General features: G+C 50.5%; 23 protein-coding genes and 1 pseudogene. 11 read left to right on the plus strand and 13 right to left on the minus strand.

What is annotated here, in order from left to right:
• The first annotated feature begins 259 nt into the window (after positions 1-259).
• The 5 genes from topA (at position 260) to acnA (ending at position 7,652) form a co-directional block, all read left to right on the plus strand.
• The gene (gene topA / locus SK39_RS22125) at positions 260-2,857 is read left to right on the plus strand and encodes a type I DNA topoisomerase (RefSeq protein ID WP_003840713.1); all 2,598 of its coding nucleotides are present in this window, start codon (positions 260-262) and stop codon (positions 2,855-2,857) included.
• A 208-nt stretch (positions 2,858-3,065) separates the two neighbouring features.
• A complete protein-coding gene (gene cysB / locus SK39_RS22130) occupies positions 3,066-4,040 on the plus strand; it encodes an HTH-type transcriptional regulator CysB (RefSeq protein WP_048217501.1) in 975 nt (324 codons plus the stop codon).
• Between the two features lie 314 nt (positions 4,041-4,354).
• Positions 4,355-4,495, plus strand: a complete 141-nt coding sequence (locus SK39_RS26415; RefSeq protein WP_213165176.1) for a YmiA family putative membrane protein — start codon at positions 4,355-4,357, stop codon at positions 4,493-4,495.
• A gap of 2 nt (positions 4,496-4,497) precedes the next feature.
• Positions 4,498-4,668 carry a hypothetical protein gene (locus SK39_RS27425; protein ID WP_008322403.1) on the plus strand — a complete coding sequence of 57 codons (171 nt, stop codon included), beginning with the start codon at positions 4,498-4,500 and terminating at the stop codon, positions 4,666-4,668.
• A 308-nt stretch (positions 4,669-4,976) separates the two neighbouring features.
• Positions 4,977-7,652 carry an aconitate hydratase AcnA gene (acnA, locus tag SK39_RS22135; RefSeq protein ID WP_048217502.1) on the plus strand — a complete coding sequence of 892 codons (2,676 nt, stop codon included), beginning with the start codon at positions 4,977-4,979 and terminating at the stop codon, positions 7,650-7,652.
• Between the two features lie 49 nt (positions 7,653-7,701).
• On the opposite strand, the gene ribA is transcribed toward acnA, so the two are convergent.
• Entirely contained in the window at positions 7,702-8,292 is a 591-nt protein-coding gene (ribA, locus tag SK39_RS22140) for a GTP cyclohydrolase II (protein ID WP_003020601.1), read from the minus strand.
• Positions 8,293-8,494: 202 nt separating this feature from the next.
• Between ribA and pgpB the strand changes: the two genes are divergently transcribed.
• The 5 genes from pgpB (at position 8,495) to yciH (ending at position 12,147) form a co-directional block, all read left to right on the plus strand.
• Entirely contained in the window at positions 8,495-9,259 is a 765-nt protein-coding gene (gene pgpB, locus SK39_RS22145) for a phosphatidylglycerophosphatase B (RefSeq protein ID WP_048217503.1), read from the plus strand.
• A gap of 149 nt (positions 9,260-9,408) precedes the next feature.
• A complete protein-coding gene (locus tag SK39_RS22150; RefSeq protein ID WP_003020595.1) occupies positions 9,409-9,717 on the plus strand; it encodes a LapA family protein in 309 nt (102 codons plus the stop codon).
• Positions 9,718-9,723: 6 nt separating this feature from the next.
• Positions 9,724-10,893: a lipopolysaccharide assembly protein LapB gene (gene lapB, locus SK39_RS22155; protein WP_003020592.1), complete on the plus strand. Its 1,170-nt coding sequence runs from the start codon at positions 9,724-9,726 to the stop codon at positions 10,891-10,893.
• Positions 10,894-11,082: 189 nt separating this feature from the next.
• On the plus strand, positions 11,083-11,820 hold the full coding sequence (gene pyrF, locus SK39_RS22160; protein ID WP_127674298.1) for an orotidine-5'-phosphate decarboxylase: 738 nt from the start codon (positions 11,083-11,085) through the stop codon (positions 11,818-11,820).
• Positions 11,821-12,147, plus strand: a complete 327-nt coding sequence (gene yciH, locus SK39_RS22165) for a stress response translation initiation inhibitor YciH (protein WP_003843984.1) — start codon at positions 11,821-11,823, stop codon at positions 12,145-12,147. It begins immediately after the preceding gene.
• A 91-nt stretch (positions 12,148-12,238) separates the two neighbouring features.
• Here the strand turns inward: yciH and osmB are convergent, their stop codons facing one another.
• The 7 genes and pseudogenes from osmB to fabI form a co-directional block, all read right to left on the minus strand.
• Positions 12,239-12,457, minus strand: coding sequence for an osmotically-inducible lipoprotein OsmB (gene osmB, locus SK39_RS22170; protein ID WP_003020583.1), 219 nt, complete (start codon positions 12,455-12,457; stop codon positions 12,239-12,241).
• Between the two features lie 268 nt (positions 12,458-12,725).
• Positions 12,726-13,478, minus strand: a complete 753-nt coding sequence (gene yciT, locus SK39_RS22175; protein ID WP_003020580.1) for a DNA-binding transcriptional regulator YciT — start codon at positions 13,476-13,478, stop codon at positions 12,726-12,728.
• 95 nt (positions 13,479-13,573) lie between these two features.
• The gene (locus SK39_RS22180) at positions 13,574-13,756 is read right to left on the minus strand and encodes a YciZ family protein (RefSeq protein WP_003020577.1); all 183 of its coding nucleotides are present in this window, start codon (positions 13,754-13,756) and stop codon (positions 13,574-13,576) included.
• A 183-nt stretch (positions 13,757-13,939) separates the two neighbouring features.
• Positions 13,940-15,930: pseudogene (gene pdeR, locus SK39_RS22185) on the minus strand (cyclic di-GMP phosphodiesterase).
• Positions 15,931-16,194: 264 nt separating this feature from the next.
• Positions 16,195-18,129 carry an exoribonuclease II gene (locus tag SK39_RS22190; RefSeq protein ID WP_003840726.1) on the minus strand — a complete coding sequence of 645 codons (1,935 nt, stop codon included), beginning with the start codon at positions 18,127-18,129 and terminating at the stop codon, positions 16,195-16,197.
• 89 nt (positions 18,130-18,218) lie between these two features.
• On the minus strand, positions 18,219-19,364 hold the full coding sequence (locus tag SK39_RS22195; RefSeq protein WP_044700143.1) for a CMD domain-containing protein: 1,146 nt from the start codon (positions 19,362-19,364) through the stop codon (positions 18,219-18,221).
• A gap of 197 nt (positions 19,365-19,561) precedes the next feature.
• Positions 19,562-20,350 (minus strand): enoyl-ACP reductase FabI, encoded by a 789-nt coding sequence (gene fabI / locus SK39_RS22200; RefSeq protein WP_003020565.1) that lies wholly within the window; start codon positions 20,348-20,350, stop codon positions 19,562-19,564.
• A gap of 442 nt (positions 20,351-20,792) precedes the next feature.
• Here fabI and SK39_RS22205 point away from each other — a divergent pair, with 442 nt between their 5' ends.
• On the plus strand, positions 20,793-21,482 hold the full coding sequence (locus SK39_RS22205) for an EAL domain-containing protein (RefSeq protein WP_048217504.1): 690 nt from the start codon (positions 20,793-20,795) through the stop codon (positions 21,480-21,482).
• A gap of 37 nt (positions 21,483-21,519) precedes the next feature.
• Here SK39_RS22205 and sapF read toward each other — a convergent pair whose 3' ends face one another.
• Genes sapF through sapA form a run of 5 tightly spaced genes read right to left on the minus strand, consistent with a single transcriptional unit; the run spans position 21,520 to position 26,802 of the window.
• Positions 21,520-22,326, minus strand: coding sequence for a peptide ABC transporter ATP-binding protein SapF (gene sapF / locus SK39_RS22210; protein WP_003020558.1), 807 nt, complete (start codon positions 22,324-22,326; stop codon positions 21,520-21,522).
• Position 22,327: 1 nt separating this feature from the next.
• Complete coding sequence (sapD, locus tag SK39_RS22215) at positions 22,328-23,320, minus strand: peptide ABC transporter ATP-binding protein SapD (RefSeq protein WP_003020556.1); 993 nt, start codon at positions 23,318-23,320, stop codon at positions 22,328-22,330.
• Positions 23,320-24,210 (minus strand): peptide ABC transporter permease SapC, encoded by an 891-nt coding sequence (gene sapC / locus SK39_RS22220; protein WP_003020550.1) that lies wholly within the window; start codon positions 24,208-24,210, stop codon positions 23,320-23,322. Before sapC ends, sapD begins: the two co-directional genes overlap by 1 nt.
• A complete protein-coding gene (gene sapB / locus SK39_RS22225) occupies positions 24,197-25,162 on the minus strand; it encodes a peptide ABC transporter permease SapB (RefSeq protein WP_003020545.1) in 966 nt (321 codons plus the stop codon). The genes sapC and sapB overlap by 14 nt, the downstream gene beginning before the upstream one ends.
• Positions 25,159-26,802, minus strand: coding sequence for an ABC transporter substrate-binding protein SapA (sapA, locus tag SK39_RS22230; RefSeq protein WP_003840735.1), 1,644 nt, complete (start codon positions 26,800-26,802; stop codon positions 25,159-25,161). The genes sapB and sapA overlap by 4 nt, the downstream gene beginning before the upstream one ends.
• Between the last annotated feature and the right edge of the window lie 51 nt (positions 26,803-26,853).

Here is a 26,853-nt window from a genome sequence, read left to right on the forward strand (position 1 = left end):
ATTTTATCAGGTACAGTGTGACGCTTTCGTCAATCTGGCAACAGATTTGCTTGACATTCGACCAATACTTCGTCGTGCTAGAGCGTTTGTGAGAAAAAAAGCCTGTTAACTCAGTTACATGAGAGTTACATTACAAGCGCGAATCAGTTTAAAGGGTTGATATCCGCCGACGCAGAGACCATATCGATGTCTCGTCGCCAGTGGAAGGTGAATCAACGTGCGACGCATTCTGGAAGAATCAAATTAGGTAAAGGTGAATATGGGTAAAGCTCTTGTCATCGTTGAGTCCCCGGCAAAAGCCAAAACGATCAACAAGTATCTGGGTAATGACTACGTGGTGAAATCCAGCGTCGGTCATATCCGTGATTTGCCGACCAGTGGCTCAGCAACTAAAAAGAGCGCCGACTCAACCTCCACCAAAACGGCTAAAAAGCCCAAAAAGGATGAACGTGGCGCTCTCGTCAACCGTATGGGTGTTGACCCGTGGCACAACTGGGATGCGCGCTATGAAGTGCTGCCTGGTAAAGAGAAAGTTGTTTCTGAACTGAAGCAACTGGCTGAAAAAGCCGACCACATCTATCTCGCAACTGACCTTGACCGCGAAGGGGAAGCCATTGCATGGCACCTGCGGGAAGTCATCGGTGGCGACGACACCCGCTACAGCCGCGTGGTGTTTAATGAAATTACCAAAAATGCTATTCGCCAGGCGTTTGAAAAACCGGGCGAGTTGAACATCGATCGTGTTAATGCGCAACAGGCGCGCCGCTTTATGGACCGTGTTGTGGGCTATATGGTGTCGCCACTGCTGTGGAAAAAAATTGCACGCGGTCTGTCTGCCGGTCGCGTACAGTCTGTGGCTGTGCGTCTGGTGGTTGAGCGTGAACGCGAAATCAAAGCATTTGTTCCAGAAGAGTTCTGGGAAATTGATGCTAACACGACCACGCCGGGCGGCGACGCGTTGCCGCTTGAGGTGACGCATCAAAATGATAAGCCGTTCCGTCCCGTAAATCGGGAACAAACGCTTGCCGCTGTTAGCCTGTTGGAAAAAGCGCGCTATAGCGTATTGGAACGTGAAGATAAACCGACCAGCAGCAAGCCGGGCGCACCGTTCATTACCTCCACGCTACAGCAGGCTGCGAGTACGCGTCTCGGCTTCGGTGTGAAGAAAACCATGATGATGGCGCAGCGTTTGTATGAAGCGGGTTACATCACTTACATGCGTACTGACTCAACCAACCTGAGCCAGGATGCAGTGACCATGGTTCGCGATTACATCAGCGATAATTTTGGTAAAAAATATTTGCCGGAAAACGCGAACCAGTACGCCAGCAAAGAGAACTCGCAGGAAGCGCACGAAGCTATCCGTCCTTCTGATGTCGCCGTACAGGCGGAATCGCTGAAAGATATGGAAGCTGATGCGCAAAAACTGTATCAGCTGATCTGGCGCCAGTTTGTTGCCTGTCAGATGACCCCAGCTAAATACGATTCCACCACGCTCACCGTGGGTGCGGGTGATTTCCGCCTGAAGGCGCGCGGTCGTATTCTGCGCTTCGATGGCTGGACGAAAGTGATGCCAGCGTTGCGTAAAGGCGATGAAGATCGCATCTTACCGGCGGTGGACAAAGGCGATACGCTGACGCTTATCGAACTGACGCCAGCACAGCACTTTACTAAACCGCCTGCGCGCTTCAGTGAAGCTTCGCTGGTTAAAGAGCTTGAAAAGCGTGGTATTGGTCGCCCATCTACCTATGCGTCGATCATTTCTACGATTCAGGATCGCGGTTATGTTCGCGTTGAAAATCGTCGCTTTTACGCTGAAAAAATGGGTGAAATCGTCACCGATCGTCTGGAAGAAAACTTCCGCGAACTGATGAACTACGATTTTACTGCGCAGATGGAAGATAGCCTCGACCAGGTGGCGAATAAAGAAGCCGAATGGAAGGGCGTACTCGACAACTTCTTCACTGATTTTACTCAGCAACTGGATAAAGCCGAGAAAGATCCTGAAGAAGGCGGTATGCGTCCGAACCAGATGGTGCTGACCAGCATTGATTGCCCGACCTGCGGACGCAAGATGGGTATTCGTACCGCCAGTACCGGCGTTTTCCTTGGTTGCTCCGGCTATGCACTTTCCCCGAAAGAGCGTTGCAAAACCACCATTAACCTGGTGCCGGAAAACGAAGTATTGAACGTGCTGGAAGGCGACGACGCGGAAACGAACGCATTGCGCGCCAAACGCCGCTGCCAGAAGTGCGGTACGGCAATGGACAGTTATCTTATCGATCCTAAGCGTAAATTGCATGTGTGTGGTAATAACCCAACCTGCGACGGCTACGAGATCGAAGAGGGCGAGTTCCGTATCAAGGGTTATGACGGTCCTATCGTCGAGTGCGAAAAATGTGGTTCTGAAATGCACCTGAAAATGGGACGTTTCGGCAAGTACATGGCGTGTACTAACGACGAGTGCAAAAACACCCGTAAGATCCTGCGTAACGGTGAAGTCGCTCCGCCGAAAGAAGACCCAGTTCCGTTGCCGGAACTGCCGTGTGAAAAATCTGACGCGTATTTCGTGTTACGTGATGGTGCTGCAGGTATCTTCCTGGCGGCCAATACGTTCCCGAAATCACGTGAGACTCGTGCGCCGTTGGTGGAAGAGTTGTACCGCTTCCGCGATCGCCTGCCGGAAAAACTGCGTTATCTGGCAGATGCGCCGCAAACTGATCCGGATGGTAACAAGTCCATGGTTCGTTTCAGCCGTAAAACCAAGCAGCAATACGTTGCCGCTGAGAAAGACGGTAAGGCGACTGGCTGGTCCGCGTTCTTCGTTGACGGCAAATGGGTAGAAGGGAAGAAATAACAGCGTTTCGGCTGAATTTCTCCTCAAAGGGTCGCGTAAGCGGCCCTTTTTGTTTCTCGCATATTATTTTTTGTCATACCTATACAGCGTACATAGAAATGATATAGTGGTTATAGTTAACAGACTTTTTATTATTAAATCGTATTAGCAGCGCCCGCGAGCCTGCACTGAAACGATGATTTGATGGCGCGAATCGGGATGGCATAACATGAAATTACAGCAGCTTCGCTACATTGTTGAGGTGGTGAACCACAACCTTAATGTCTCCTCAACAGCGGAAGGGCTTTATACCTCGCAGCCCGGTATCAGTAAGCAAGTTCGTATGCTGGAAGATGAACTTGGCATCCAGATTTTCGCCCGTAGCGGTAAGCACCTGACGCAGGTTACGCCAGCAGGGCAGGAAGTTATTCGTATTGCGCGAGAAGTTCTGTCGAAGGTGGATGCCATTAAGTCCGTTGCTGGCGAACATACCTGGCCGGACAAAGGCTCGTTATATATCGCCACTACGCATACTCAGGCGCGTTACGCTTTACCGAACGTGATTAAAGGTTTTATTGAGCGCTATCCTCGCGTCTCATTGCATATGCACCAGGGATCGCCGACGCAAATCGCCGAAGCCGTTTCTAAAGGAAATGCAGATTTTGCTATCGCGACGGAAGCCTTGCACTTGTATGACGACCTGGTGATGTTGCCTTGCTATCACTGGAACCGCTCGATCGTCGTCACGCCGGATCATCCGTTGGCGGGAAAATCTTCGGTTTCTATTGAGGAACTGGCACAGTATCCGCTGGTGACCTACACGTTTGGTTTTACCGGACGCTCGGAGCTGGACACCGCGTTTAACCGCGCGGGTCTGGAGCCACGTATTGTCTTTACCGCGACCGATGCTGATGTCATTAAAACCTATGTCCGTCTGGGCCTTGGCGTGGGCGTGATTGCCAGTATGGCGGTTGATCCTGTTTCCGATCCTGACCTGGTACGCGTGGATGCTCACGATATCTTCAGCCATAGCACCACCAAAATTGGTTTTCGTCGCAGCACCTTCTTACGCAGTTACATGTATGATTTCATTCAACGTTTCGCGCCGCATCTGACGCGTGATGTGGTGGACACGGCGGTGGCGCTGCGTTCCAACGATGATATTGAAGCCATGTTTAATGATATTAAATTGCCTGAGAAATAATAACGACTGTAACCTCGTCGGTATCCATAAGCATAAAGCGATACCGACGGGAAACACTGAATTAATTGATAATTTACCGTGGATAAATTAACCATATATAGCTTGTGGAAAAAGTTCTCTAAAGTAGTTTCAAATTAGTCAGCTTGCCAAAAATTCCTTTCAAATATTTATAACCGATCAAACAATCGATTTATTTATCAGGACGAGTCAGAAAATTAACTGGCTTTTTTTCGCCTTTTTTATTAGGATTCCTCCTATCTGATGATTAATTGTACCGATTGTTTGGTGCCTAAATGATAAGTGATTTCGATAGTATGAGGTTAGCGATGCCTTCAGGAAACCAGCCAGCACGCAGGGATCCGGTGATGAAACGTAAAGCCTGGTTCGCCGTATTTCTTGGTTCTGCGATATTCTGGATTGTTGTCGCACTCGTGGCCTGGAATGTGTGGGGGTAAATATGTCCGCACCAGAGCAGCACTCTACCGAAACGCTATCGCCTCATGACCATGAACAAGAGAGCAAAACCGTCGCAGAGAAGGGGCAGAAGGTACCCGAATCCTGGAACCTTTCTCCTGAACAACGGGCGTTTATTGATCTGTTAACTGATGATGATGAACAGAAACAATAATTCGTACGTATTTTATAATAATAACGATTACCTTGTGCCCTTGAATATCGAATCATTTATCTATGTAATCGTCATCAACAACCTAATCAACGTATTATCCATTGCTCTATTGCCTGCTGAATATTCATCCTATTAATCTACACGGCTAGACCTTCCTCCTTACCATCGACCTCAGTTCGCGCTTTTATATCGCCCGCTACTTTTATCATTTTGAGTTGTTATCAAAGCGTTACATTTTGTTTGTGTTATCTTTAATACTAACCCTGAGGAAAATCAGGGGATCCAACCCTGTCATTTAAGGAGGAGCTATGTCGTCGACCCTACGAGAAGCCAGTAAGGACACATTGCAGGTTAAAGATAAAACCTACCGCTACTACAGTTTACGTCTGGCTGCTAAATCACTGGGTGATATCACCCGACTACCCAAATCGCTAAAAGTGTTGCTGGAAAACCTGCTTCGTTGGCAGGATGGTAATTCCGTTACCGAAGATGATATTCATGCTCTCGCGCATTGGCTGAAGACCGCCCATGCCGATCGTGAAATTGCCTATCGACCCGCTCGTGTTCTGATGCAGGATTTTACCGGCGTGCCGGCGGTGGTCGATCTTGCCGCCATGCGCGAAGCGGTGAAACGACTGGGGGGAGATACGGCAAAAGTGAATCCGCTTTCGCCAGTGGACCTTGTCATTGACCACTCGGTAACGGTGGACCGTTTTGGTGATGATGATGCTTTCGAAGAAAACGTTCGCCTGGAAATGGAACGTAACCATGAACGTTATGTGTTCCTGAAATGGGGACAGCAGGCATTTAGTCGCTTCAGCGTTGTACCGCCGGGAACGGGTATTTGCCACCAGGTAAACCTTGAATACCTTGGCAAAGCCGTCTGGAGCGAGTTACAGGACGGTGAGTGGGTGGCTTATCCCGATACGCTGGTCGGTACCGATTCCCATACGACAATGATTAATGGTCTCGGTGTGCTGGGATGGGGCGTTGGAGGCATTGAGGCTGAAGCAGCAATGCTGGGTCAACCGGTCTCTATGCTTATCCCGGATGTTGTGGGCTTTAAACTAGTGGGCAAACTGCGGGAAGGTATCACCGCTACCGACCTGGTTTTAACCGTTACCCAGATGCTGCGTAAGCACGGCGTGGTCGGTAAATTTGTTGAATTCTATGGTGATGGCCTCGACACCTTACCGCTGGCCGATCGGGCAACCATTGCGAACATGTCGCCGGAATACGGCGCAACCTGCGGTTTCTTCCCGATCGATGGCATCACTCTTGAATATATGCGTCTGAGTGGACGCAGTGAGGAGCAGGTTGAGTTGGTCAGCGCCTATGCCAAAGCGCAGGGCATGTGGCGTAATCCAGGGGATGAACCCGTATTTACCAGTTCACTGGAGCTGGATATGGGCAGTGTGGAAGCTAGCCTTGCCGGACCGAAGCGTCCGCAGGATCGGGTGGCACTGGCTGATGTTCCGAAAGCGTTTTCGGCAAGTAATGAACTCGAAGTAAATAGCTCGCTGAAAGACCGTCAGCCCGTGGACTACACCATGAGCGGTCAGCAGTATAAGCTGCCGGACGGTGCGGTGGTGATAGCAGCTATCACTTCCTGTACCAACACCTCCAACCCAAGCGTATTGATGGCGGCGGGACTGCTGGCGAAAAAAGCAGTGACGCTTGGTTTGAAACGTCAGCCGTGGGTGAAAGCCTCGCTGGCGCCAGGATCGAAGGTGGTGTCTGATTATCTGGCGCAGGCTGGGTTCACGCCGTACCTTGATGAGCTGGGATTTTACCTTGTAGGTTATGGCTGTACCACCTGTATTGGTAACTCGGGTCCGTTACCCGATCCTATCGAGACAGCCATCAAAAAAGGCGATCTCACCGTTGGCGCCGTGCTTTCCGGCAACCGAAACTTTGAGGGGCGTATCCATCCGCTCGTGAAGACCAACTGGTTAGCGTCTCCGCCGCTGGTGGTGGCCTATGCGCTAGCAGGGAATATGAATATCAATCTGACGAAAGATCCGTTAGGCCATGACAGAAAGGGCGATCCCGTTTATCTGAAAGATATCTGGCCGACGGCTCAGGAAATTGCCCGTGCCGTGGAGCAGGTTTCTACCGCCATGTTCCATAAAGAATACGCTGAAGTCTTTGAAGGTACGCCAGAATGGAAAGCTATCCAGGTTGATCGGGCTGATACCTATGGTTGGCAGTCTGACTCAACTTATATCCGCTTGTCGCCGTTCTTCGATGGTATGCAGGCTACGCCGGATCCGGTCCAGGACATTCATGGTGCGCGTATCCTCGCAATGCTTGGGGATTCCGTCACCACCGACCATATTTCTCCTGCCGGCAGTATTAAGCCGGATAGCCCGGCAGGTCGTTATCTGCAAAGCCACGGCGTTGAGCGTAAAGATTTCAACTCCTATGGTTCACGCCGCGGGAATCATGAAGTGATGATGCGCGGTACCTTTGCCAATATTCGTATTCGTAATGAGATGGTACCCGGAGTGGAAGGTGGGATGACGCGTCATTTGCCGGGAACTGAGGTAGTGGCTATCTATGATGCGGCTATGCAATATCAACAGGAGAATATCCCCCTGGCGGTTATTGCCGGGAAAGAGTATGGCTCTGGCTCCAGTCGCGACTGGGCGGCAAAAGGCCCGCGCTTGCTGGGGGTTCGCGTGGTTATCGCTGAGTCCTTTGAGCGAATTCACCGTTCTAACCTGATTGGTATGGGGATTTTGCCGCTGGAATTTCCACAGGGAGTCACGCGCAAAACGCTGGGACTAACAGGTGAGGAAGCGATCGATATTACGGACCTGCAAAACATCAAGCCGGGCGCAACAGTGCCGGTGAATATGGTTCGCTCAGATGGACGTAAAGAGGTGATTTTATGCCGCTGCCGTATCGATACCGCGACGGAGCTAACTTACTACCAAAACGATGGTATTCTGCACTACGTGATTCGTAATATGTTGAATTAAAATGTATAAAGCCTGCGAGAGCAGGCTTTTTTATCGGCGGTAACAACCATTACTTGCCCAGCAAATGCCCCATCTTGGCGGCTTTGGTGTCCAGGTAATGTTCATTGTTCGGGTTACGACCCACAATCAGCGGCACGCGTTCAACAATATTGATTCCCGCTTCAGTCAGAATTTCCACTTTTTTCGGGTTATTGGTCAGCAAACGAACCTCGTCCACGCCCAGCAGCTTGAACATATCCGCACACAGCGTGAAATCACGCTCATCTGCCGCAAAGCCCAACTGATGGTTAGCCTCAACGGTATCATAACCCTGGTCCTGCAACGCGTAGGCACGGATTTTATTGAGTAGGCCGATATTGCGTCCTTCCTGACGATGATAAAGCAGGATACCGCGCCCTTCTTCAGCAATGTGGGTGAGAGCCGCTTCGAGCTGGAAGCCGCAATCGCAACGCAGGCTAAACAATGCATCGCCAGTCAGACATTCGGAGTGGACACGCGCCAGAACAGGCGTTTGACCTGTGATATCGCCAAAAACCAGTGCGACGTGATCGTGTCCGGTTGCCAGTTCTTCAAATCCCACCATCAGGAAATCACCCCAGGGGGTTGGCAGTTTGGCTTCTGCCACACGTTTAAGCTGCATGTAATTCTCCAGATTATGCTGGCACTGTCGTGCCGTCGCCTGTTGGCTTCTTGTTCTGTATTGCACTATTTTGCCATAAGGCAACGATGTTCACCTAATCGCGACAACGGATTCGCCTTTGGAATGGCACAAAAATGTCAATTTTCCCGGCATGCACTTTTTTCAGTTATGATTGTGAGACTTATCGACGAAAGGAGAGGCAATGCTGTCAATTGCAAAGCGCACTGCGGTCGGGGCCGGGCTGCTACTTATTATGCCGGTTGCTGTATGGGTATCGGGTTGGAGCTGGCAGCCGGGACACAACGTTTGGTGGCTAAAATCTCTGTACTGGGTAACGGAAACGGTGACGCAGCCGTGGGGGATTATCACTCACGTTGTGCTCTGCGCATGGTTTCTGTGGTGTCTGCGTTTTCGTCTGAAAGCTGCGGTAATGCTGTTTGCGATCCTGGCCGTGGCAATTTTAGTCGGTCAGGGTGTGAAGTCCTGGGTTAAAGACAGGGTGCAGGAACCTCGGCCCTTTGTCGTATGGCTGGAAAAAACGCACCATATCCCGGTTGATGAGTTCTACACTTTAAAACGTAAAGATCGTGGCAACTTAGTTAAAGAGCAATTGGGCGAACAACAGGATATTCCGACGTTTCTACGTAAGCACTGGCAAAAAGAAACGGGTTTTGCCTTTCCGTCAGGACATACGATGTTTGCTGCCAGTTGGGCTTTACTGGCAGTAGGGCTGTTATGGCCACGCCGACGTACGCTGACGATTGTGTTTTTGCTTATCTGGGCGACAGGTGTTATGGGTAGCCGCTTGCTGTTGGGCATGCACTGGCCGCGTGATTTGGTCGTTGCAACGCTGATTTCATGGTTGCTGGTAACGCTGGCGACCTGGCTCGCGCAGCGAGTATGCGGACCACTTACGCCGCCTGTGCAGGAGGCAAAAGAAATCGCGCAACGCGAGCAAGAAAGCTAGCTATGATTGATTTTTCAAATTTTGCCCTTAAATCAGAAAGCGGAAAGCGCTTTTCCATTTCGCACTCGTTGTGAAAATGGTAATTTAAAGGGCTCAACGCGGTAAGTTGTACACGATTTATTCGCTTAAACCACATAACGGGAAGTAATGTGAAATATTTACTCATTTTCTTACTGGTGTTGGCGATTTTTGTTATTTCGGTGACATTAGGTGCGCAAAACGATCAACAGGTTACGTTTAATTACCTGCTGGCTCAGGGTGAGTATCGTATCTCTACGCTGCTTGCTGTATTGTTTGCCGCAGGTTTTGCGATTGGTTGGTTAATTTGCGGCCTTTTCTGGCTGAAGGTTCGTGTGTCTCTTGCGCGCGCCGAACGTAAAATCAAACGACTGGAAAACCAGCTTACGCCTGCGACCGACGTTGCGGTTTCTGCCGATTCGTCGGTTGTGAAGGAATAATTATTTATGTTGGAGTTGTTGTTTCTGCTTTTACCTGTAGCCGCTGCCTATGGGTGGTATATGGGTCGCAGAAGTGCGCAACAAACCAAGCAGGATGAAGCTAACCGTCTTTCCCGTGACTATGTCGCCGGGGTTAACTTCCTCCTGAGCAACCAACAAGACAAAGCGGTGGATCTGTTCCTCGATATGCTAAAAGAGGATACGGGCACCGTTGAGGCTCATCTCACTCTCGGAAACCTGTTTCGCTCGCGCGGTGAAGTCGATCGCGCAATCCGCATCCATCAAACGTTAATGGAAAGTGCTTCGCTGACCTACGAGCAGCGTTTGTTGGCCGTACAACAGCTGGGGCGCGATTACATGGCCGCAGGTCTGTACGACCGCGCGGAAGACATGTTCAATCAGCTTACCGATGAAACAGATTTTCGCGTCGGTGCATTACAGCAACTGCTGCAAATTTATCAGGCGACCAGCGATTGGCAGAAAGCCATTGATGTCGCAGAACGTCTGGTGAAGCTAGGCAAAGATAAACAGCGTATTGAGATAGCCCACTTCTACTGCGAACTGGCCTTACAGCAGATGGGCAGCGACGATATGGATCGCGCCATGGCGCTGTTGAAAAAAGGGGCTGCGGCAGACAAAAACAGTGCCCGGGTTTCTATCATGATGGGCCGTGTGTACATGGTGAAAGGCGAGTACGCGAAGGCCGTTGAAAGTCTGCAACGCGTGATTTCTCAGGATAAAGAACTGGTCAGCGAAACGCTGGAAATGCTGCAAAGCTGCTACCAGCATCTGGGGAAAACCGATGAGTGGGCAGAGTTTTTACGTCGGGCCGTTGAAGAGAATACTGGCGCCGCCGCCGAGCTGATGCTGGCCGATATTCTTGAAGCGCGTGAGGGGACTGATACCGCTCAGGTTTATATTACCCGCCAACTACAACGCCATCCTACGATGCGCGTTTTCCACAAATTAATGGATTACCATCTTAACGAAGCAGAAGAAGGGCGCGCGAAAGAGAGCCTGATGGTTCTGCGCGATATGGTCGGGGAGCAGGTGCGCAGCAAGCCGCGCTATCGTTGCCAGAAGTGCGGATTTACCGCATATACACTGTACTGGCACTGCCCATCTTGTCGCTCATGGTCAACCATTAAGCCTATTCGCGGACTTGATGGGTTGTAATTTTTAAAAAAATCTTACTTTAGTTACAACATACTAATGATGAGAACAAAGCCATCCTCAGCCACCGTTGCCAAATTCGCCTGGCAGAAATGGAATCGCGCCTGTTAATTTTCTATTACCGCAGGTAGAATGCACGCCGTTTACCCATTTCGCGCTACTGTCGGCGCCCATCCTCAAGAAGGTCTGGTCATGACGTTTACTGCTTCATCTTCTTCTCGTGCTGTTACTGATTCTCCTGTCGTTGTCGCTCTCGATTATTCCAATCGTGATAAAGCATTAGCTTTTGTCGACAGAATTGATCCTCGTGATTGCCGTTTGAAAGTGGGCAAAGAGATGTTCACGCTTTTTGGACCTCAGTTGGTTCGCGATTTACAACAGCGTGGTTTTGACGTTTTTCTTGATTTGAAATTTCATGATATTCCCAACACTACCGCGCATGCCGTTGCGGCAGCGGCTGAGCTTGGCGTGTGGATGGTTAACGTTCATGCTTCTGGTGGGGCGCGTATGATGACCGCCGCACGTGAAGCCTTATTACCTTTTGGCAAGGACGCACCGCTGCTGATTGCGGTAACGGTTCTGACCAGTATGGAAGCCAGCGACCTCGCCGATCTCGGCGTGACGTTGTCACCTGCAGAGCATGCTGAAAGGCTGGCGCGCTTAACCCAACATTGTGGTTTGGATGGCGTTGTATGCTCCGCGCAGGAAGCGGCGCGATTCAAGCAGGCGTTTGGCCAGGCATTTAAATTGGTTACGCCGGGTATTCGTCCTGAAGGCAGCGAGGCGGGCGACCAGCGTCGCATTATGACGCCGGAACAAGCACAGTCAGCTGGTGTGGATTATATGGTTATTGGTCGTCCGGTCACGCAGTCGGCAGATCCGGCTCAGACGCTGAAGATGATTAATGCCTCACTGAAACGAGGTGCGTAAATGAACGACTCAAACTCTCGCCTGGTCTACTCAACCGACTCCGGGCGCATTGATGAACCAAAAGCTGCTCCTGTGCGTCCACAAGGCGATGGCATTGTCCGTATCCAGCGCCAGACCAGTGGCCGCAAAGGCAAGGGCGTGTGTTTGATTACCGGTATTGATCAAGATGATGCCGAACTGACCAAATTAGCTGCGGAACTGAAGAAAAAATGTGGTTGCGGCGGGGCAGTGAAGGATGGCGTGATTGAGATACAGGGTGATAAACGCGACCTGATTAAATCGCTGCTGGAAGCCAAAGGAATGAAAGTTAAACTGGCTGGCGGTTAATAAAAAAAGCCACGGAATTTTTCCGTGGCTTTTTAATAATACAGACCTGAAAAAGTAAACGTATTATTATATCGAGCCGTTCAACCGTAGATTATTTACCCACCTGGTGGCCAATGATACCACCTACTGCAGCACCACCCAGCGTACCCAGCGTGCTGCCGTCAGTCAGGACTGCACCACCTATTGCACCTGCACCAGCACCGATTGCAGTGTTACGATCGCGTTTGGACCAGTTAGAGCAGGCGCTCAGCGACATTGCCAGAGTAATCGCCAGAATGGCAGCGGTCATTTTTTTGCTCGTTACTAACATAATACTTTCTCCTGAATTATTGATTCACGGAATCCAGTGTTCTTTAAGAATAGCGCTAAATTTAGGCTAACGAAGATATTTCCGTGAAACCGTTTAGCGAAGGCATTACAAACACTATCCTGAAGTTGGAGGTTCGTTCCTGTTATATCGCTAACATTAATTTTACGACTTAATCCTGTTAACGACAGGTAAAAAGTCTTAATTGGACTGTCAGATAACTCTCAGAGAGGAGATGATTTGCCAACTGACAAATCATCTGCTGAAGATGTTACGCGTGGGCATCAATGATATTGACGGTTAATCCGGAATGCTCAAGCTGCATTTGTACGCTGGCGCTAAGCCTGGAGTCCGTGACTACGCGGCTGAATCGCTCTAATGGACCCAGCGTGTACGGGTGAATGGCTTCGAATTTTGAGCTGTCAGTAAGCACAATAACTTCTGCACCTTTTTCCAGCACCGCGTTAACCACATCAGAACGCATCATGTCGCGTCCGGTGAAGCCAGTGTCAGCCTGCCAGCCATCAATGCCGATAAAGGCCTTGCTGAAGTGTACCTGCTGGATAAACTGGCGAGTTAAGGGCCCAACCATACTTTCGCTTTTTTTCTGATAGATGCCGCCAAGGAGAATCACTTCGCAGGGGGTTTCTTTCAGCAGATGGGCTATATAGCTGCTGACGGTAATGATGGTGACATCTTTTTGCTCCGCGAGCGTTCTGGCTAAGAGCGCATTGCTGCTGCCGTTTTCAATGAATACGGACTCACCTGGGCTTACCAGCGATGCGGCGAATTCAGCCAGCTCACGCTTCAGCGTAAAATTAGTCATCATGCGCGTTTCCACATCATCGCTGTTCAATGAAACAGCAAAACCGTGCGCACGGCGTAAATAACTCTGTTTTTCCAGTGTGTTCAGATCCTGTCGAATGGTCACTTCTGAGACACCGGTGATTTTTGCCAGTTCGGCAACGCTCATCTGACCTTTATCAGTCACCATCTGCAAAATAGATTGTTGTCGGGAATTCATAATATTAATTTTATTGCGATATCGTATCGGAAATTAAACGGAAACTGCCTCACGTGCAGTTTGCTTATAGCAGCGACATTAAAGGGTTAATGTCATCAGATCTCCCAGGGAGCCTTGTGCTTTTTGGGCAAGGATTCGGCATCTTCTTTGGTCATGTTTAGCAGCTCAGCCTTCAGAATTTCGAGATTATGGATAGCTGAGTGGTAATCACCTGCAACGAGGATATCCAGCACAGTATCAATGCGTTCGGCCAGACGCTGAGCGTCGATATCAGACATGGTTATCATCCTAATGGCAATAGAGTTTGAATTTCATGATGCAGAATTTCATGGCAAAAGAGAAGGGAAAAATAGTATTAACTATCAACGATAGAAGAATATTATATATTCTGTGATTACATGAAGATAGGATCGTTACGTAATGTCCATTTATGGCTATTTCCAACGTTTGATCCCACTGCATTAGCGTGTTTTTTTATTGAGGTGCCGTCGATACCAACGCTCAAACGCGGCGGCTGGCATTGGTTTGGCAAACAAAAAACCCTGACGCTCGTTGACGCCATTTTTGGTTAAAAACGCATCCTCTTTCGCGCTTTCAACACCTTCGGCGATGACCTGCAGGTTGAGTGCCTGTGCGACCGCAACAATGGCACGTACCAGCGACTGCGAAACAGGTTGTTTGTGTACATCCCTGACAAAGGTTTGATCCAGTTTAATTGCATCAAGTGGGAACCGGGCCAGTTGAGACAGTGACGAATAACCGGTACCAAAATCATCCAAATGGATTTGCGCCCCCATCTGGCTAAACTGCTGAATGACGGACAGTGCCAACTGCTCATTTTCAATTAAACTGCTTTCCGTTAATTCGACATCGATGGGACAATATTCAAAGTCGAGTTCATGAAGCACCTGCTTGAGATCGGTAAATAGCGTCTGATCGGCGAGCTGCCGGGCAGAAACGTTTACCGCCACGCGCAGATTGATTCCCTTTGCGCGCCATTTTGCTATCTGACGCACAACGTCCAGAATAACCCAGCGACCAGAGGAACGATAAGCCCTGATTCTTCGGCGTAGGAGATAAATTCCAGTGGTGGAATGAGGCCACGTTCCGGAGACTGCCAGCGAACCAGCGCCTCCAGGCTGCGCACTTCGCCTCGCCAGGTGATCTTTGGCTGATAATGGATAACCAGTTGATCGTTTTCCAGCGCCTTGCGCAGATTAGTATCCAGCCACAGATATTCAAATACCCGCTGATTCATTTCCGGAGAGAAAACACAAAACTGTCCACGGCCACCTTCTTTTGCGGTGTACATGGCCGTATCGGCGTTACGAATGACGCTCTCGCAGTCCTGACCATGTTGTGGAGCGAGGGAAATACCAATAGAGCATCCGGTATAGATTTCAATCAGGCCGATGCGAAAAGGTTGACGCAGGCGTGTCAGAATACGCGACGCGGTGGCTTCCAGTGAACCCTGGGATGTTTCGGTGGCAAGGACAATAAACTCATCGCCGCCAAACCGTGCCAGTAACTGGTTTTCGCTAAGGCAACTGAGTATTGCCAGCGATACGCTTTGCAATAGCTGATCGCCAAACATATGCCCGTAGGCATCGTTTACCTTTTTGAAGTTATCCAGATCGAGGTACACAATCCCGACCTGCGTATCGCCCGCGTTCTCAATCGCATTGCTGATCAGATTATGAATAGCGTTGCGATTGGGTAATCCTGTGATCGAGTCAGTATTCGCCAACACCCGCAAACGCTCCTGGGCGCGGCGTTCTTCAGTGATATCGGTCCCGGAACAGATCAGAAATATTTCGTTCTTGCCGCTACCGTTATGCACAAATTTATTACGAAATAAAAACAGACGCTGTCCTTTGCAGGTCTTCACCCAGCGTTCAACTTCATATGAGTTACCTTCGCGAAAAAAGACCTCGATATTGCGTCGTGACGCGGCAGCTTCACGTCGACTCATAAATAATGTGAATACACTTTGGCCAATGACTTCACGTTCTTTGAGTCCGGTATACTCTTCGCACAGTCGATTAAACCGCTGAATGTTGCCCATACGATCAAGAATGACAATGACTGAATTGGCTTCAGAAACCACCTGTTCTGCAAAAGAGAGGCCATGAGCCAGGTCACGGGCTACGGAAGGGGTGTCATCCCAGGCGGATGCGCTACCAGCCCATTCACGCTTATTGATTTTTCGGCCGACCAGATGCACGGGAATGTTGTCATCTTCAATCGGCAACGTCATTAATAAACTTGACGTAATTACCGTCATCTCGCGAATGCGTTCGGCTTGTTCCGGGGATAATTCGATGGTCTGATCGGCCTCTGACGTTTCTTCGACAGAGAAATGCAGGATGTTGCAATCCTCTGACAAACGCCAGTAAGGGTTATTAGTGCCAACATAGCTATACAACGTAATCAGCTCCCGGACGTCTTTCATGATGTGTACTATCCCGTTTAAAGCGCATAGAGCCTCAAAAGTATGGGTAGCCATGATTCATTCAGGGTGATTATGGCTGAACGTATTGTTTTTTTTATATATTTATGTGTAATCCAGAATCCGTAAAAAGCAAAGCCAACGGAGCTGAAAAATAGTAAATAAATTTTTTGACTGGATGAAAGAAGTGTAGTGCGCGGTTGAAATTTGGGAGGTAAAAAGAAAACGACCTTTCAAAAATGAGAAAGGTCGCTTGATTTATGCGTGTTACGCGGCTGGACGCGCGATAACGCTGCGGGTTTCCATCCGTACTTCAGCGATAGTTACGTCAATCACATCTGTGACTTTGTAAACCACTTCACCTTTAATTTGCACGGTGCCGCTTTCCTGGCTGCATACCAGTTCATCACGAACGGCGTGCAGGAAGGGAGCAGGAATAAAGGCAACAGCGCCATTATCAACTAAACGCACGCGCATGCCACCGCGGCTGACGTCAATGATCTCGGCCGCAAAGCGGGTGTCGGTACCGGCTTTATCACTCAGGAAACGGGCGTAAAGCCAGTCACCCACGTCACGCTCAGCCATCCGGTTCAGGCGACGACGTTCTGCCATTTGCACGGTGGTATCATCCTGAGGTCGGGCGATGGTTTCGCCTTTGATGACAGCCTTAAGCAGACGGTGGTTGATCATATCGCCATACTTACGGATTGGGGAAGTCCAGGTGGCATATGCCTCCAGACCCAGCCCAAAGTGTGGACCTGGCTCAATACTTATTTCAGCGTAAGACTGGAAGCGGCGAATTCGGCTGTCGAGGAAGCCTGATGGCTGAGCATCCAGTTCGCGGCGCAGTTTGCAGAAACCTTCCAGAGTCAGGACTTCTTCGGCATCGACGTGCATACCGTGGGTTTTCAGCAGCGCGGCCAGAGCGTCGGCGTTGGCCGGGTCGAATCCCATATGGACGTTATAAATACCGAAGCCCAGCTTGTCGCGAAGCACACGGGCGGCGCAAATATTTGCCGCAATCATGGATTCTTCCACGATACGGTTTGCGATGCGGCGTGGTTCAGCGACGATGTCCAGTACTTCACCTTTTTCACCGAGAACGAAACGGTAATCCGGGCGATCTTTAAAGACCAGCGCGTGGTTATGGCGCCACTCTCCTCGGCTCAGACAAATACGATGCAGCAGACGGATCTGTTCCGCAATCGCGTCGTTTTCTGGTTGCCACTCGCCTGTACCTTCCAGCCAGTCGGAAACATTGTCATAGGCCAGCTTCGCTTTTGACTCAATTGTCGCAGCGAAAAAGGTGATGTTGTCTTCAATCGCGCCATCGGCGGTAATGCTCATACGACAAGCTAAAACCGGGCGCACTTCGTTCGCGCGCAGAGAGCAGAGATCGTCAGACAATTCACGTGGCAACATCGGGATATTGAACCCCGGTAAATAATTGGTGAACGCGCGAATTTTTGCCGTTTTATCCAGCTTACTGCCTTCTGCAATCCAGGCTGTTGGGTCGGCAATGGCGACGGTTAATTGTAGCGTGCCGTCAGCTTGTTCTTCAGCATACAGCGCATCGTCCATATCTTCGGTGCTGGCGCTGTCGATGGTGACGAAATTAAGTGCGGTTAAATCTTCACGAACCAGGCCTTCGTCCAGCATTTCGGTTGCTACGCCGTCCGGTGCTTCTTTTTCCAGATTATGGCGTGCCAGTGTGACCCACCACGGGACAAAGTGGTCATCAGCAAAAGTGATAAATTGGGTTAACTCGGCGTAGAAGGTGCGATCGCCTTTCAGCGGGTGACGGCGCATTTCTGCAACTGCCCAGTCGCCTTCTTTAAATTCATGTTCAACGCCACGGGTGGCACGACAAGGAATAGCATCTTTCAGTAACGGATGATCCGGCACGATGGACAGACGATCATTTTTGCCCTGAACTTTACCCACGAAGCGCGTCAGGAAGGGTTCGATCAGTTCTTCCGGCTCTGCAGACTCACGATCTTTTTCTGTATGGATAACCGCAACAATGCGGTCGCCATGCATCACTTTTTTCATCTGCGGCGGTGGAATGAAATAGCTTTTTTGTGCATCGACTTCCAGGAAGCCAAAGCCTTTTTCCGTGGCTTTTACCACCCCTTCAGCACGTGGCGTCTGGGAATGTAGTTGCTGTTTAAGCTGCGCTAGCAGCGGGTTGTCCTGAAGCATAATTGTCTATTTTCGTGGCTAAAAGAGCGGCTGACAGTTTTACGCGATTCTGCCAGTGGCAGCAAGCGCTCTTTCAGTAAGTGGATCGGTTAATCAGTGTCGCCCAGCGCGATTTTCAAGCGATTCAACCATCCGCACAATCCACTCCAGGCTAGCAGGTTGATGGCCTGCTCTGAAGAGATTCCCTGATCGAACAAAGACGTTAACAGTGCGGTGCTAAAGCGGTCGGGCGCCCGGGTCAGCCATTGTACCGCCTGTAGGGTGACGCGCTCAACCGGATGTCGTTGTTCCCAACGTTGTAATTCACGTTCATCCAGGCGAAGCAGGGCGATAACGTCGACTAATTCATTTGCTGTATGCGCCTGCTCGTTAAAGCAGGCCACGCTGCCGTTAATTCGTGACGTCACCAGCGCTGCCAGTGAAAATTCCTGTACTGATACAGTGCTGCGCCGGACAGCGGAAATCAGCGTCGTGAGTAAATCTAAAATGACCGGTGAATGTATCAATAATGGCACCAACGCTTGCAGTTCATCGGGATATCCTCTGGCAGAATTCTCAGCATGGGGGGGATATTTTTCGATCGGGAATGGTGCAGCATGCCAGGTTGTCTTTGTAGCGTTAAATAACGAAGCGTGAGCAAATTGCTGAATATCCAGCCCCGGTATTCGGCGTACCGGATGACCAGACCAGGCCTGAAACAGGGCCACGGTTCGGGCCTGAAAACCGATGAAGCCGATGATTTGATTCATCAGAATATTATCGCTGGTGGTCAGTCCGACCGCTTCCAGATGCTGACGGTCGCGTTCGCCTATCACGGCAGGAGAGCTGGCAAGTTGGCGAGCATATTGGGTGATTTGTGCCAGTCGATGGTTACTTTCCCGCGAGGAGTCCGGACCGGGAAGCGGTGTTAAACGCGCGGCATAGTGATTACATAATCGCTGCACACCATACACCTGAGCGACGGTCAGGGCTGTACTCATCCGTTCATAGGCACTGAACGTATGCATCTGATTCAGGTTTACATGAGCCGGGAAGAGCATCTGGGCAAGTTTACGGGCAGGGGTTAACCAGGATTGAAAGGGCGAAAGAGCGTCATCAGGTAATGCCAGATCCAGTAAAAAACTGTCGTCGACATGAGCGGCTTCCGGGACCAGCGGCAGAACATCATGCGGATACGTGCTGGATTGCGTCTCATGATACCAGTGGCTTTTGCCTTCAATTCGGCGTTGTTCCATGGGCGTTCCTTGGTCTAAAAGTGGCGACCCGGACTCGTCGTCATACTACTACGCCGGATCGTTTGCGCTGCAATATCCTGACGTAAGCAGATGAGGGGATGAAAGATTGTTACGTGATAATAAATATCAGAAAGGCATATGTGGTGGCTGAGAGGAGTGTCATGGGCGGCGCAAGACCGCCCATCGAGGTCTTAGGATTATTTAAGTTCCAGCTCGTTCATTGCGGCGATGCTGAAGCCACCGTCAACGTGTACGACTTCACCAGAGATACCGGCAGAGAGATCGGAGCACAGAAATGCTGCGGAGTTACCCACATCTTCAATGGTAACGGTGCGGCGAATCGGTGTAACCGCTTCACAGTGCGCCAGCATTTTACGGAAATCTTTAATGCCAGAAGCGGCGAGTGTACGGATTGGACCTGCGGAAATGGCATTCACACGCACGCCTTCAGGTCCCATCGCATTAGCCATATAACGGACGTTCGCTTCCAGGGAGGCTTTAGCCAGGCCCATGACGTTATAGTTAGGGATTGCACGCTCTGCGCCCAGATAGGACAACGTCAGTAGCGCAGAGCCAGGGTTTAGCATGGAACGACATGCTTTTGCCATCGCAACAAAGCTGTAAGCGCTAATGTCATGCGCAATTTTAAATCCTTCGCGGGTAACTGCATTCACATAATCGCCATCCAGTTGGTCAGCAGGTGCGAAGCCGATTGAGTGTACGAAACCGTCGAATTTCGGCCAGGTTTTGCTCAGTTCAGCAAACATGGCGTCAATGCTGGCATCTTCAGCCACATCACACTGCAAAACAATGTTGGAGCCTAATTGCGCTGCAAATTCTTCCACACGACCTTTCAGCTTGTCGTTCTGGTAGGTGAACGCCAGTTCAGCACCTTCGCGATGCATCGCCTGAGCGATTCCCCATGCGATAGACAATTTACTGGCAAGGCCTGTCACCAGAATACGCTTACCTGATAAAAAACCCATGGCTTTAATCCTTTTTGTTAACACTTATCTTTTACCAATCAATGAATTATGATTGACGCGTTAAGCTCACTCGAAATTGGTCTGAAATTATATCCCACGCCTTTTCCCTGAGGAATGGTTATCAACCTCACGTGACCTGTCACTTCATTGCATGTGGGGAGTATATCATTCCCCTCCGGTTATGCTTCGTTCAGGCATTTAACGTCGGTGAATCAGAGAAAATGCAAGGTTTCAAAGGCATTGAAATGGTATTATTTCATTGCTAGCTGATGTTAATAAACATAGCAAGGTAGGAACTTTCTTAAAACAAAAAATATGACAATATTCAGCTTGTTATGATATATTGTTTTTATCGATCAATATCGTCGCATTGATCGATATTATTGATTGATTGTGATTAGAAGTGCATTATCATGACGTTATGATCAATTGGAGTGGTCTTATGCACTATCATTTCATCGCGGAAACGATGAGAGACACAACAGATAAATTACTGGGCGTAGAGATCAACACCCGGTTTACTTCAGATACGGTTCAACCGTTGCATCCAGATTTCATCATTTCAGCGTGGGATAGCGAACAAAAGCGTAATTTCATGCTCGAGCAAATTCGATTAATTGCCGAAAAGCGTGACTGGTTTGAGCGCAACAGCCTTATTTGTACCCTGAAACTCATTGACGAAATGGCGCTGCTGGCGATTGGTGATCCAGCCATCAAGTCGGCCTTACAGGCACTACCATTTATTGCACTGGAACTTTCAGAACGTTTTCTGACGAATACCGTGTGCCTGAATAGTCTGTTGATTAATTCACTTCGCGACGGCCCAAACGCATTGTGGTTAGGCGATCTTGGCTCCGGCAGCGTAGGGGCCAGCCCGCTGGTTTGCGGTCATTTTGACGTTGTTAAACTGGATCGCGGTTTTTTCCTGGAACAGGTAGAAAAACCGATGTTCCCGGTGCTGATCAAAAATATCAGGGAATATTGCGACCGTGTTGTAGTGAAGGGAGTCGAAACAGCACAACTTGTCGACGAGGCCAGTGCTGCAGGTGTCTGGGCAATGCAGGGTGCCCTTTATCCGTCAGTCACGTTTACCGAAGTTGATACGCTGCTCTTACCTACGTTGTGTCACTGATGGCAGAATGCCCCCCGGTTGAGGGGGCAGTCGTTTGTTAGCGATCTTTCCGCCAGGCGTCGGCGGTAAGCGCTTCGCCGAAATGACCTGCAATCAGGCGACGGGTAAGTTCATGCAACGGGGAGGCCAGAACGTCCGCTGTACTGCCGCGCTCAACAACTTCGCCCTGATGCATGACTAATACCTGGTCGCTGATGTGCTTCATCATGCCAATATGCTGAGTCACATAGATATATGAAATCCCTTGTTTTTCCTGTAATTCCAGCATCAGATTGATGAGCTGCGAACGCATCGACATGTCCAGAGAAGCCAGGGCTTCGTCGGCGATAATGACTTTGGGTCGTAAAATGAGCGCACGGGCAAGGCCCAGACGCTGTTTTTGCCCCGGCGCTAACATATGCGGGTAATAGCTTACGTGATCCGGCAGCAGTCCGACCATACGCATGGTCTCCACGATCTGTTTACGACGCTGCTCAGGCTCGAGGTCGGTATTCAGACGTAGCGGAAAATCGAGGATCTGCGAGATACGTTGCCGAGGATTAAGCGATGTTGACGGATCCTGGAAAATCATACGGATCCGCTGACTACGAAATGAATAATCACCATATTTTAACGGATGATCGTCAATCAGCAGCTCACCGCTGGTAGGTTCAATCATACCCGCCAACATTTTTGCCAGCGTAGATTTCCCTGAACCGTTTTCACCAATGACGGCGAGCGTCTGACGTTCGCGCAGGGTGAAACTCAGGGGCTTGACGGCCTCCACGGTCTGGCGGCGAAATAAACCTGTCCGGTAGCGAAAGGTTTTGCTCAGATTACGAACTTCGAGCAGGGTTTCTACCATCTCACTCTCTCTCCATGTTCAGCGGGAAATGACAGGCGTAGAGATGATTCTTTGCTCCGGTCAGTCTTGGGGTTTCAATACATTCGCGTTGTGCATAAGGGCAGCGCGGCCCCAGACGACAGCCGATGGGTAATTGTTCCAGCAATGGAATTGCTCCTGGCATGGTATTCAGGCGGCTTTTGTGCGGCATTGCGCTACCAAAATCAGGAATAGCGCGAATCAACGCTTGAGTATAAGGATGATGCGGAATGGTCACCAAATCTTTACTTGGCGCGGTTTCCACCGTTTGTCCGCAGTACATCACGTTGATTTTGTCAGCCCACTGGCTGAGCATTTGCAGGTCATGGCTTATCAACAAAATGGTGGTATTGCTGTTTTGATTCAGACGGGTTAGCAGACGGAAAATTTGCGCCTGGGTGGTTGGCTCCATCGCGTTCGTCGGTTCATCGGCAATCAGCAAACGCGGCTGATTCGCCAATGCGATAGCGATCATGACCTTCTGGCATTCGCCGTCGGTTAGCTCATATGGGAAGCTGCGCATGGCATCTTTATGGTCTTTTATCCCGACGCGGTGTAAGAGTTCAATCGCACGGCGTTTGCGCCAGCCGATGCGCTGCCACCAGCGGCCCTTGTAAGTCCAGGCAGGAATATTTTGCATTAGCTGCCGTCCGATCCGCTCAGACGGATCGAGACATGACTGTGGCTCCTGAAAAATCATGGAGACGTTATGACCGACCAGTTTGCGTCGTTCACGCGCGGAAAGGCGTAGCAGATCGATATCATCAAAACGCATACGGTCTGCGGTTACGCGCCAGTTATCTTTAGCGACGCCGCAAATGGCCTTAGCGATCAGACTTTTGCCGGAACCAGACTCGCCGACCAGCCCGCGGATTTCACCCTCGTTGAGGGTCATGCTGACGCGATCAACTGCCTTAACCCAGTCGTCACCGGTTCTGAATTCAATCGTCAGGTTGCGGATATCCAGTAATGGCATTATTCCACCCCCGCAATAATTGCGCGGCGCACGCCGTCACCCAGTAGGTTAACCAGCAGCACGCTTATCATAATCGCTGCGCCTGGCAGCATGACCGTCCACGGTGCGACATAAATCAGCTCCAGCGCGTCGCCGAGCATGGCCCCCCATTCCGGGGATGGCAGCTGTGCGCCAAGGTCGAGAAAACCCAGCGCGGCGATATCCAGAATCGCCATCGACAGTGCGCGGGTGATTTCAGTAATCAGACCGGCGGTAATATTGGGCAGAACGGCAAACCACAGAATATTCAGTGTGGTTGCACCATCCAGGCGAGCGGCAATGACGTATTCTTTCTCCAGCTCGTCATGCACCATGCTGTAAACGGAGCGCACCATGCGCGGCAGCAACGCCAGCCAGACCGCAAACATGGCGTGTGTCAGATGCGGTCCGGCAAAGGCCACCACAATAATCGCCAGCAGCAGAGAAGGGATCGACAGCAGGGTGTCCAGAATGTGGTTCAGCACAGCGGAGCGCAAGCCGTGCGTCGCACCGGCAACTACGCCCAATACAAGGCCACACAGTGTGGCGGCAAGAGTGACGACAAACGCGCCTCCAACGGTCGGGGCCGCGCCGCTGAGCAGACGACTTAAAACGTCTCGTCCCAGATCGTCAGTTCCGAGGAAGAAAGAGACTTCGCCATAGCGTGACCATGACGGCGGTAAAAGCTGATAGCCGAGAAATTGCTGATCGATGCCGTAAGGGGCAAACCAACCACCAAAAATACACAAAACAGCCAATCCCGCGCAGCCGTACAGGCCGATCATCGCAGTTGCATCACCATAGAAATTGCGCCATGCGGTGCGTAACGTACCTGGCGGGCGTTTTTCGCTATAGACGCTATCGTAAGGCATACCATTCCTTATGTTTCAGAGGGTTAGCCATAGCACCCAAAATATCAGAAATAACGTTGACGATGATAACCAGTGAACCAATCACCATCACGCCCGCTGAAATCGCCGCGTAATCCTGCTGGCGAATCGCGTTAATCAACCAACGGCCAAGACCAGGCCAGCTAAAGACCATCTCGGTGATCATCGCCAGCGTCAGCATGGTGGAAAACTGTAAGCCCAGACGCGGGATCACCGGCGGCAGGGCGTTGTGCAGAACGTGACGGCGCAGAATCGTTAAGCGTGACAAACCGCGTGTGGCTGCCGCTTTGACGTAGTTCTGATCAAAGACCTCAATGGTGCTGATACGCATCAGGCGGATGACTTCGGTGGTGGGCGCAACGGAGAGCGTTAGCACCGGGAGCACCATATGACGGATAGCGCTGACCAGCATTTCATCGCGCCAGGGTGAGTCGGAGATCCACGCATCAATAATGGCAAAACCGGTAACGGGTTTCACCTCGTAGAGAAGATCAAAACGCCCGGAAACGGGTAACCAGCCGAGGGTCAGTGAGAAGAGCAATGTCAGCAGCAGAGCCAGCCAAAAAACGGGGATAGAAAACCCCATCAGAGCCAATGCGCTGATGCAACGATCCTGCCATTTGTTGCGCGTGATGCCTGCCAGCATACCAACGGGGATCCCGACCATTAGTGCAAAACCAAAGGCAAGAATGCACAGTTCCATTGTGGCCGGGAACACCTCTTTCAGCTGTTCTGAGATCAACTGACCATTGATACTGGATACGCCGAAATCCCAGTGAATGAGACCATTGAACCAGAATACCCAAGCGTTCCACAACGATGCGCCCTGTAACGGCGCATGAGGTGTGAAGTAGCTCAGGCTGAATCCAATAAAGGTCAGAAAGAACAGGGTGACCAGCAGCAACAAAAATCGACGCAGGGTGAAGATAATCATGGTTTTTTCACCTCATCTTTCTTTTCCCGGGACACCCCGGCAAAAGAGGAATTGCCGAACGGACTGAGCACCAGCCCTTTGATGTCGTAGCGGTAAGCCTGTAGACGCAGTGAAGAGGCCAGCGGCAGGATCGGTAACTCTTGCGCTAGAATATTTTGCGCTTCGTCATAGGCATCTATTCGCGATGAAAGCTGCTGCGAAGAGAGGGCTTTGCGCAGAATGCTGTCAAACTGCGGATTACACCAGTGGGCAAAGTTGGTCTGCGAATTGATGGCGGCACAGCTGAGCAACGGCCGGAAAAAACTGTCAGGATCGTTACTGTCCGTCGCCCAGCCGGATAACGTCAGATCATGGTTCATATCCATTAATCTTGCCTCCTGAAAACGGCCTTCTACCGGGATGATCTTCACTTTCACACCCACCTGAGCCATATCTGCCTGAATCAGCTCTGCGGTTTTCAGCGGACTGGGGTTCCAGGCCTGAGAGCTGGTAGGAACCCAAAGTTGTAACGTCAGATTCTCCAGCCCCAGCGCTTTTAGCTGCTCGCGCGATTTTGCCGGGTTGTACTCTGTAATTTTAGCTTCGTTATCATAAGCCCACGAGGCGCGAGGCAAAATAGATGCTGCGGTTTCTGCCGTCCCGTAGTAGATAGACTGCATTAACCGTTGGTTGTTGATCGCTAGCGCCAGCGCATGCCGCACGGCAGGGTTATTCAACGGCGGTTTATTGGTGTTGAACGCCAGGTAGGCAATGTTCATCCCCGGGCGCAGCGTCAGACGCAGGCGAGGGTCATCACGCAATATGCTGAGCTGGCTGGCGGCAGGCCAGGCTAAAACGTCACATTCGCCGGTCAGTAACTTTGATAACCGTCCGGTTCCGCCAGAACCGAGGTCCACTACCACCTGCGGCATCAGAGGAGTGCCACGCCAGAATTTTTCATGCCGCTGCAACCGAATATATTGGCCGGCACGATTCTCCGAAAGTTGGTACGGTCCTGTGCCGACAGGTTGTCTGTCGAGCAGTTCCTGACGATCCTGTTTTGCCAGGTTAGCCGCATATTCCGCCGACATTACGGAGGCATAGTGTGTGGCAAGATGCCACATAAAGGAGGCATCAGGTTGAGTTAAGCGGAATTCAACGGTGTTGTTGTCCAGTTTGCGCACACTTTGGACGTTATCGGCGAACTGCAGGCTGTCGAAGTAGGGGAAATTGCTGCCGTTCACATTGTGCCATGGATGGTGGCGATCAAAGATGCGCTCGAAGGTAAACACCACATCGTCTGCATTCAGTTTGCGGGTGGGAGTGAACCAGGCGGTCTTTTGAAACTGTACGTCACGACGCAGATGGAAGCGGTAGGTTGCGCCGTTATCCAGCACCTCCCAGCTTTCAGCCAGCTCAGGCACTAGTCGATAGGTGTAGGGATCTACATCAAGCAGTCGGTCATACAATTGGGCCGCTAACGTGTCGACGATGAGACCACTGCTCGTTTTTTGCGGGTTGAACGTATTGACCTGCCCGCTGACGCAATAGACAAACCCACTGTCACGGATATCAGCGTGCGAAGCTTGCTCAGGCGCAGCAGCAGCCTGACCACTCAGAAATCCAGCCATCACGATCAGAGATGATAAAACCAGGCGCATAATTTTAATGGATTATATAAAGAGGCTATCTTACTAATACTTAATGACATT

Source organism: Citrobacter sp. BIDMC107, from assembly GCF_001037575.1.
GTDB classification, from domain to species: domain Bacteria; phylum Pseudomonadota; class Gammaproteobacteria; order Enterobacterales; family Enterobacteriaceae; genus Citrobacter; species Citrobacter freundii.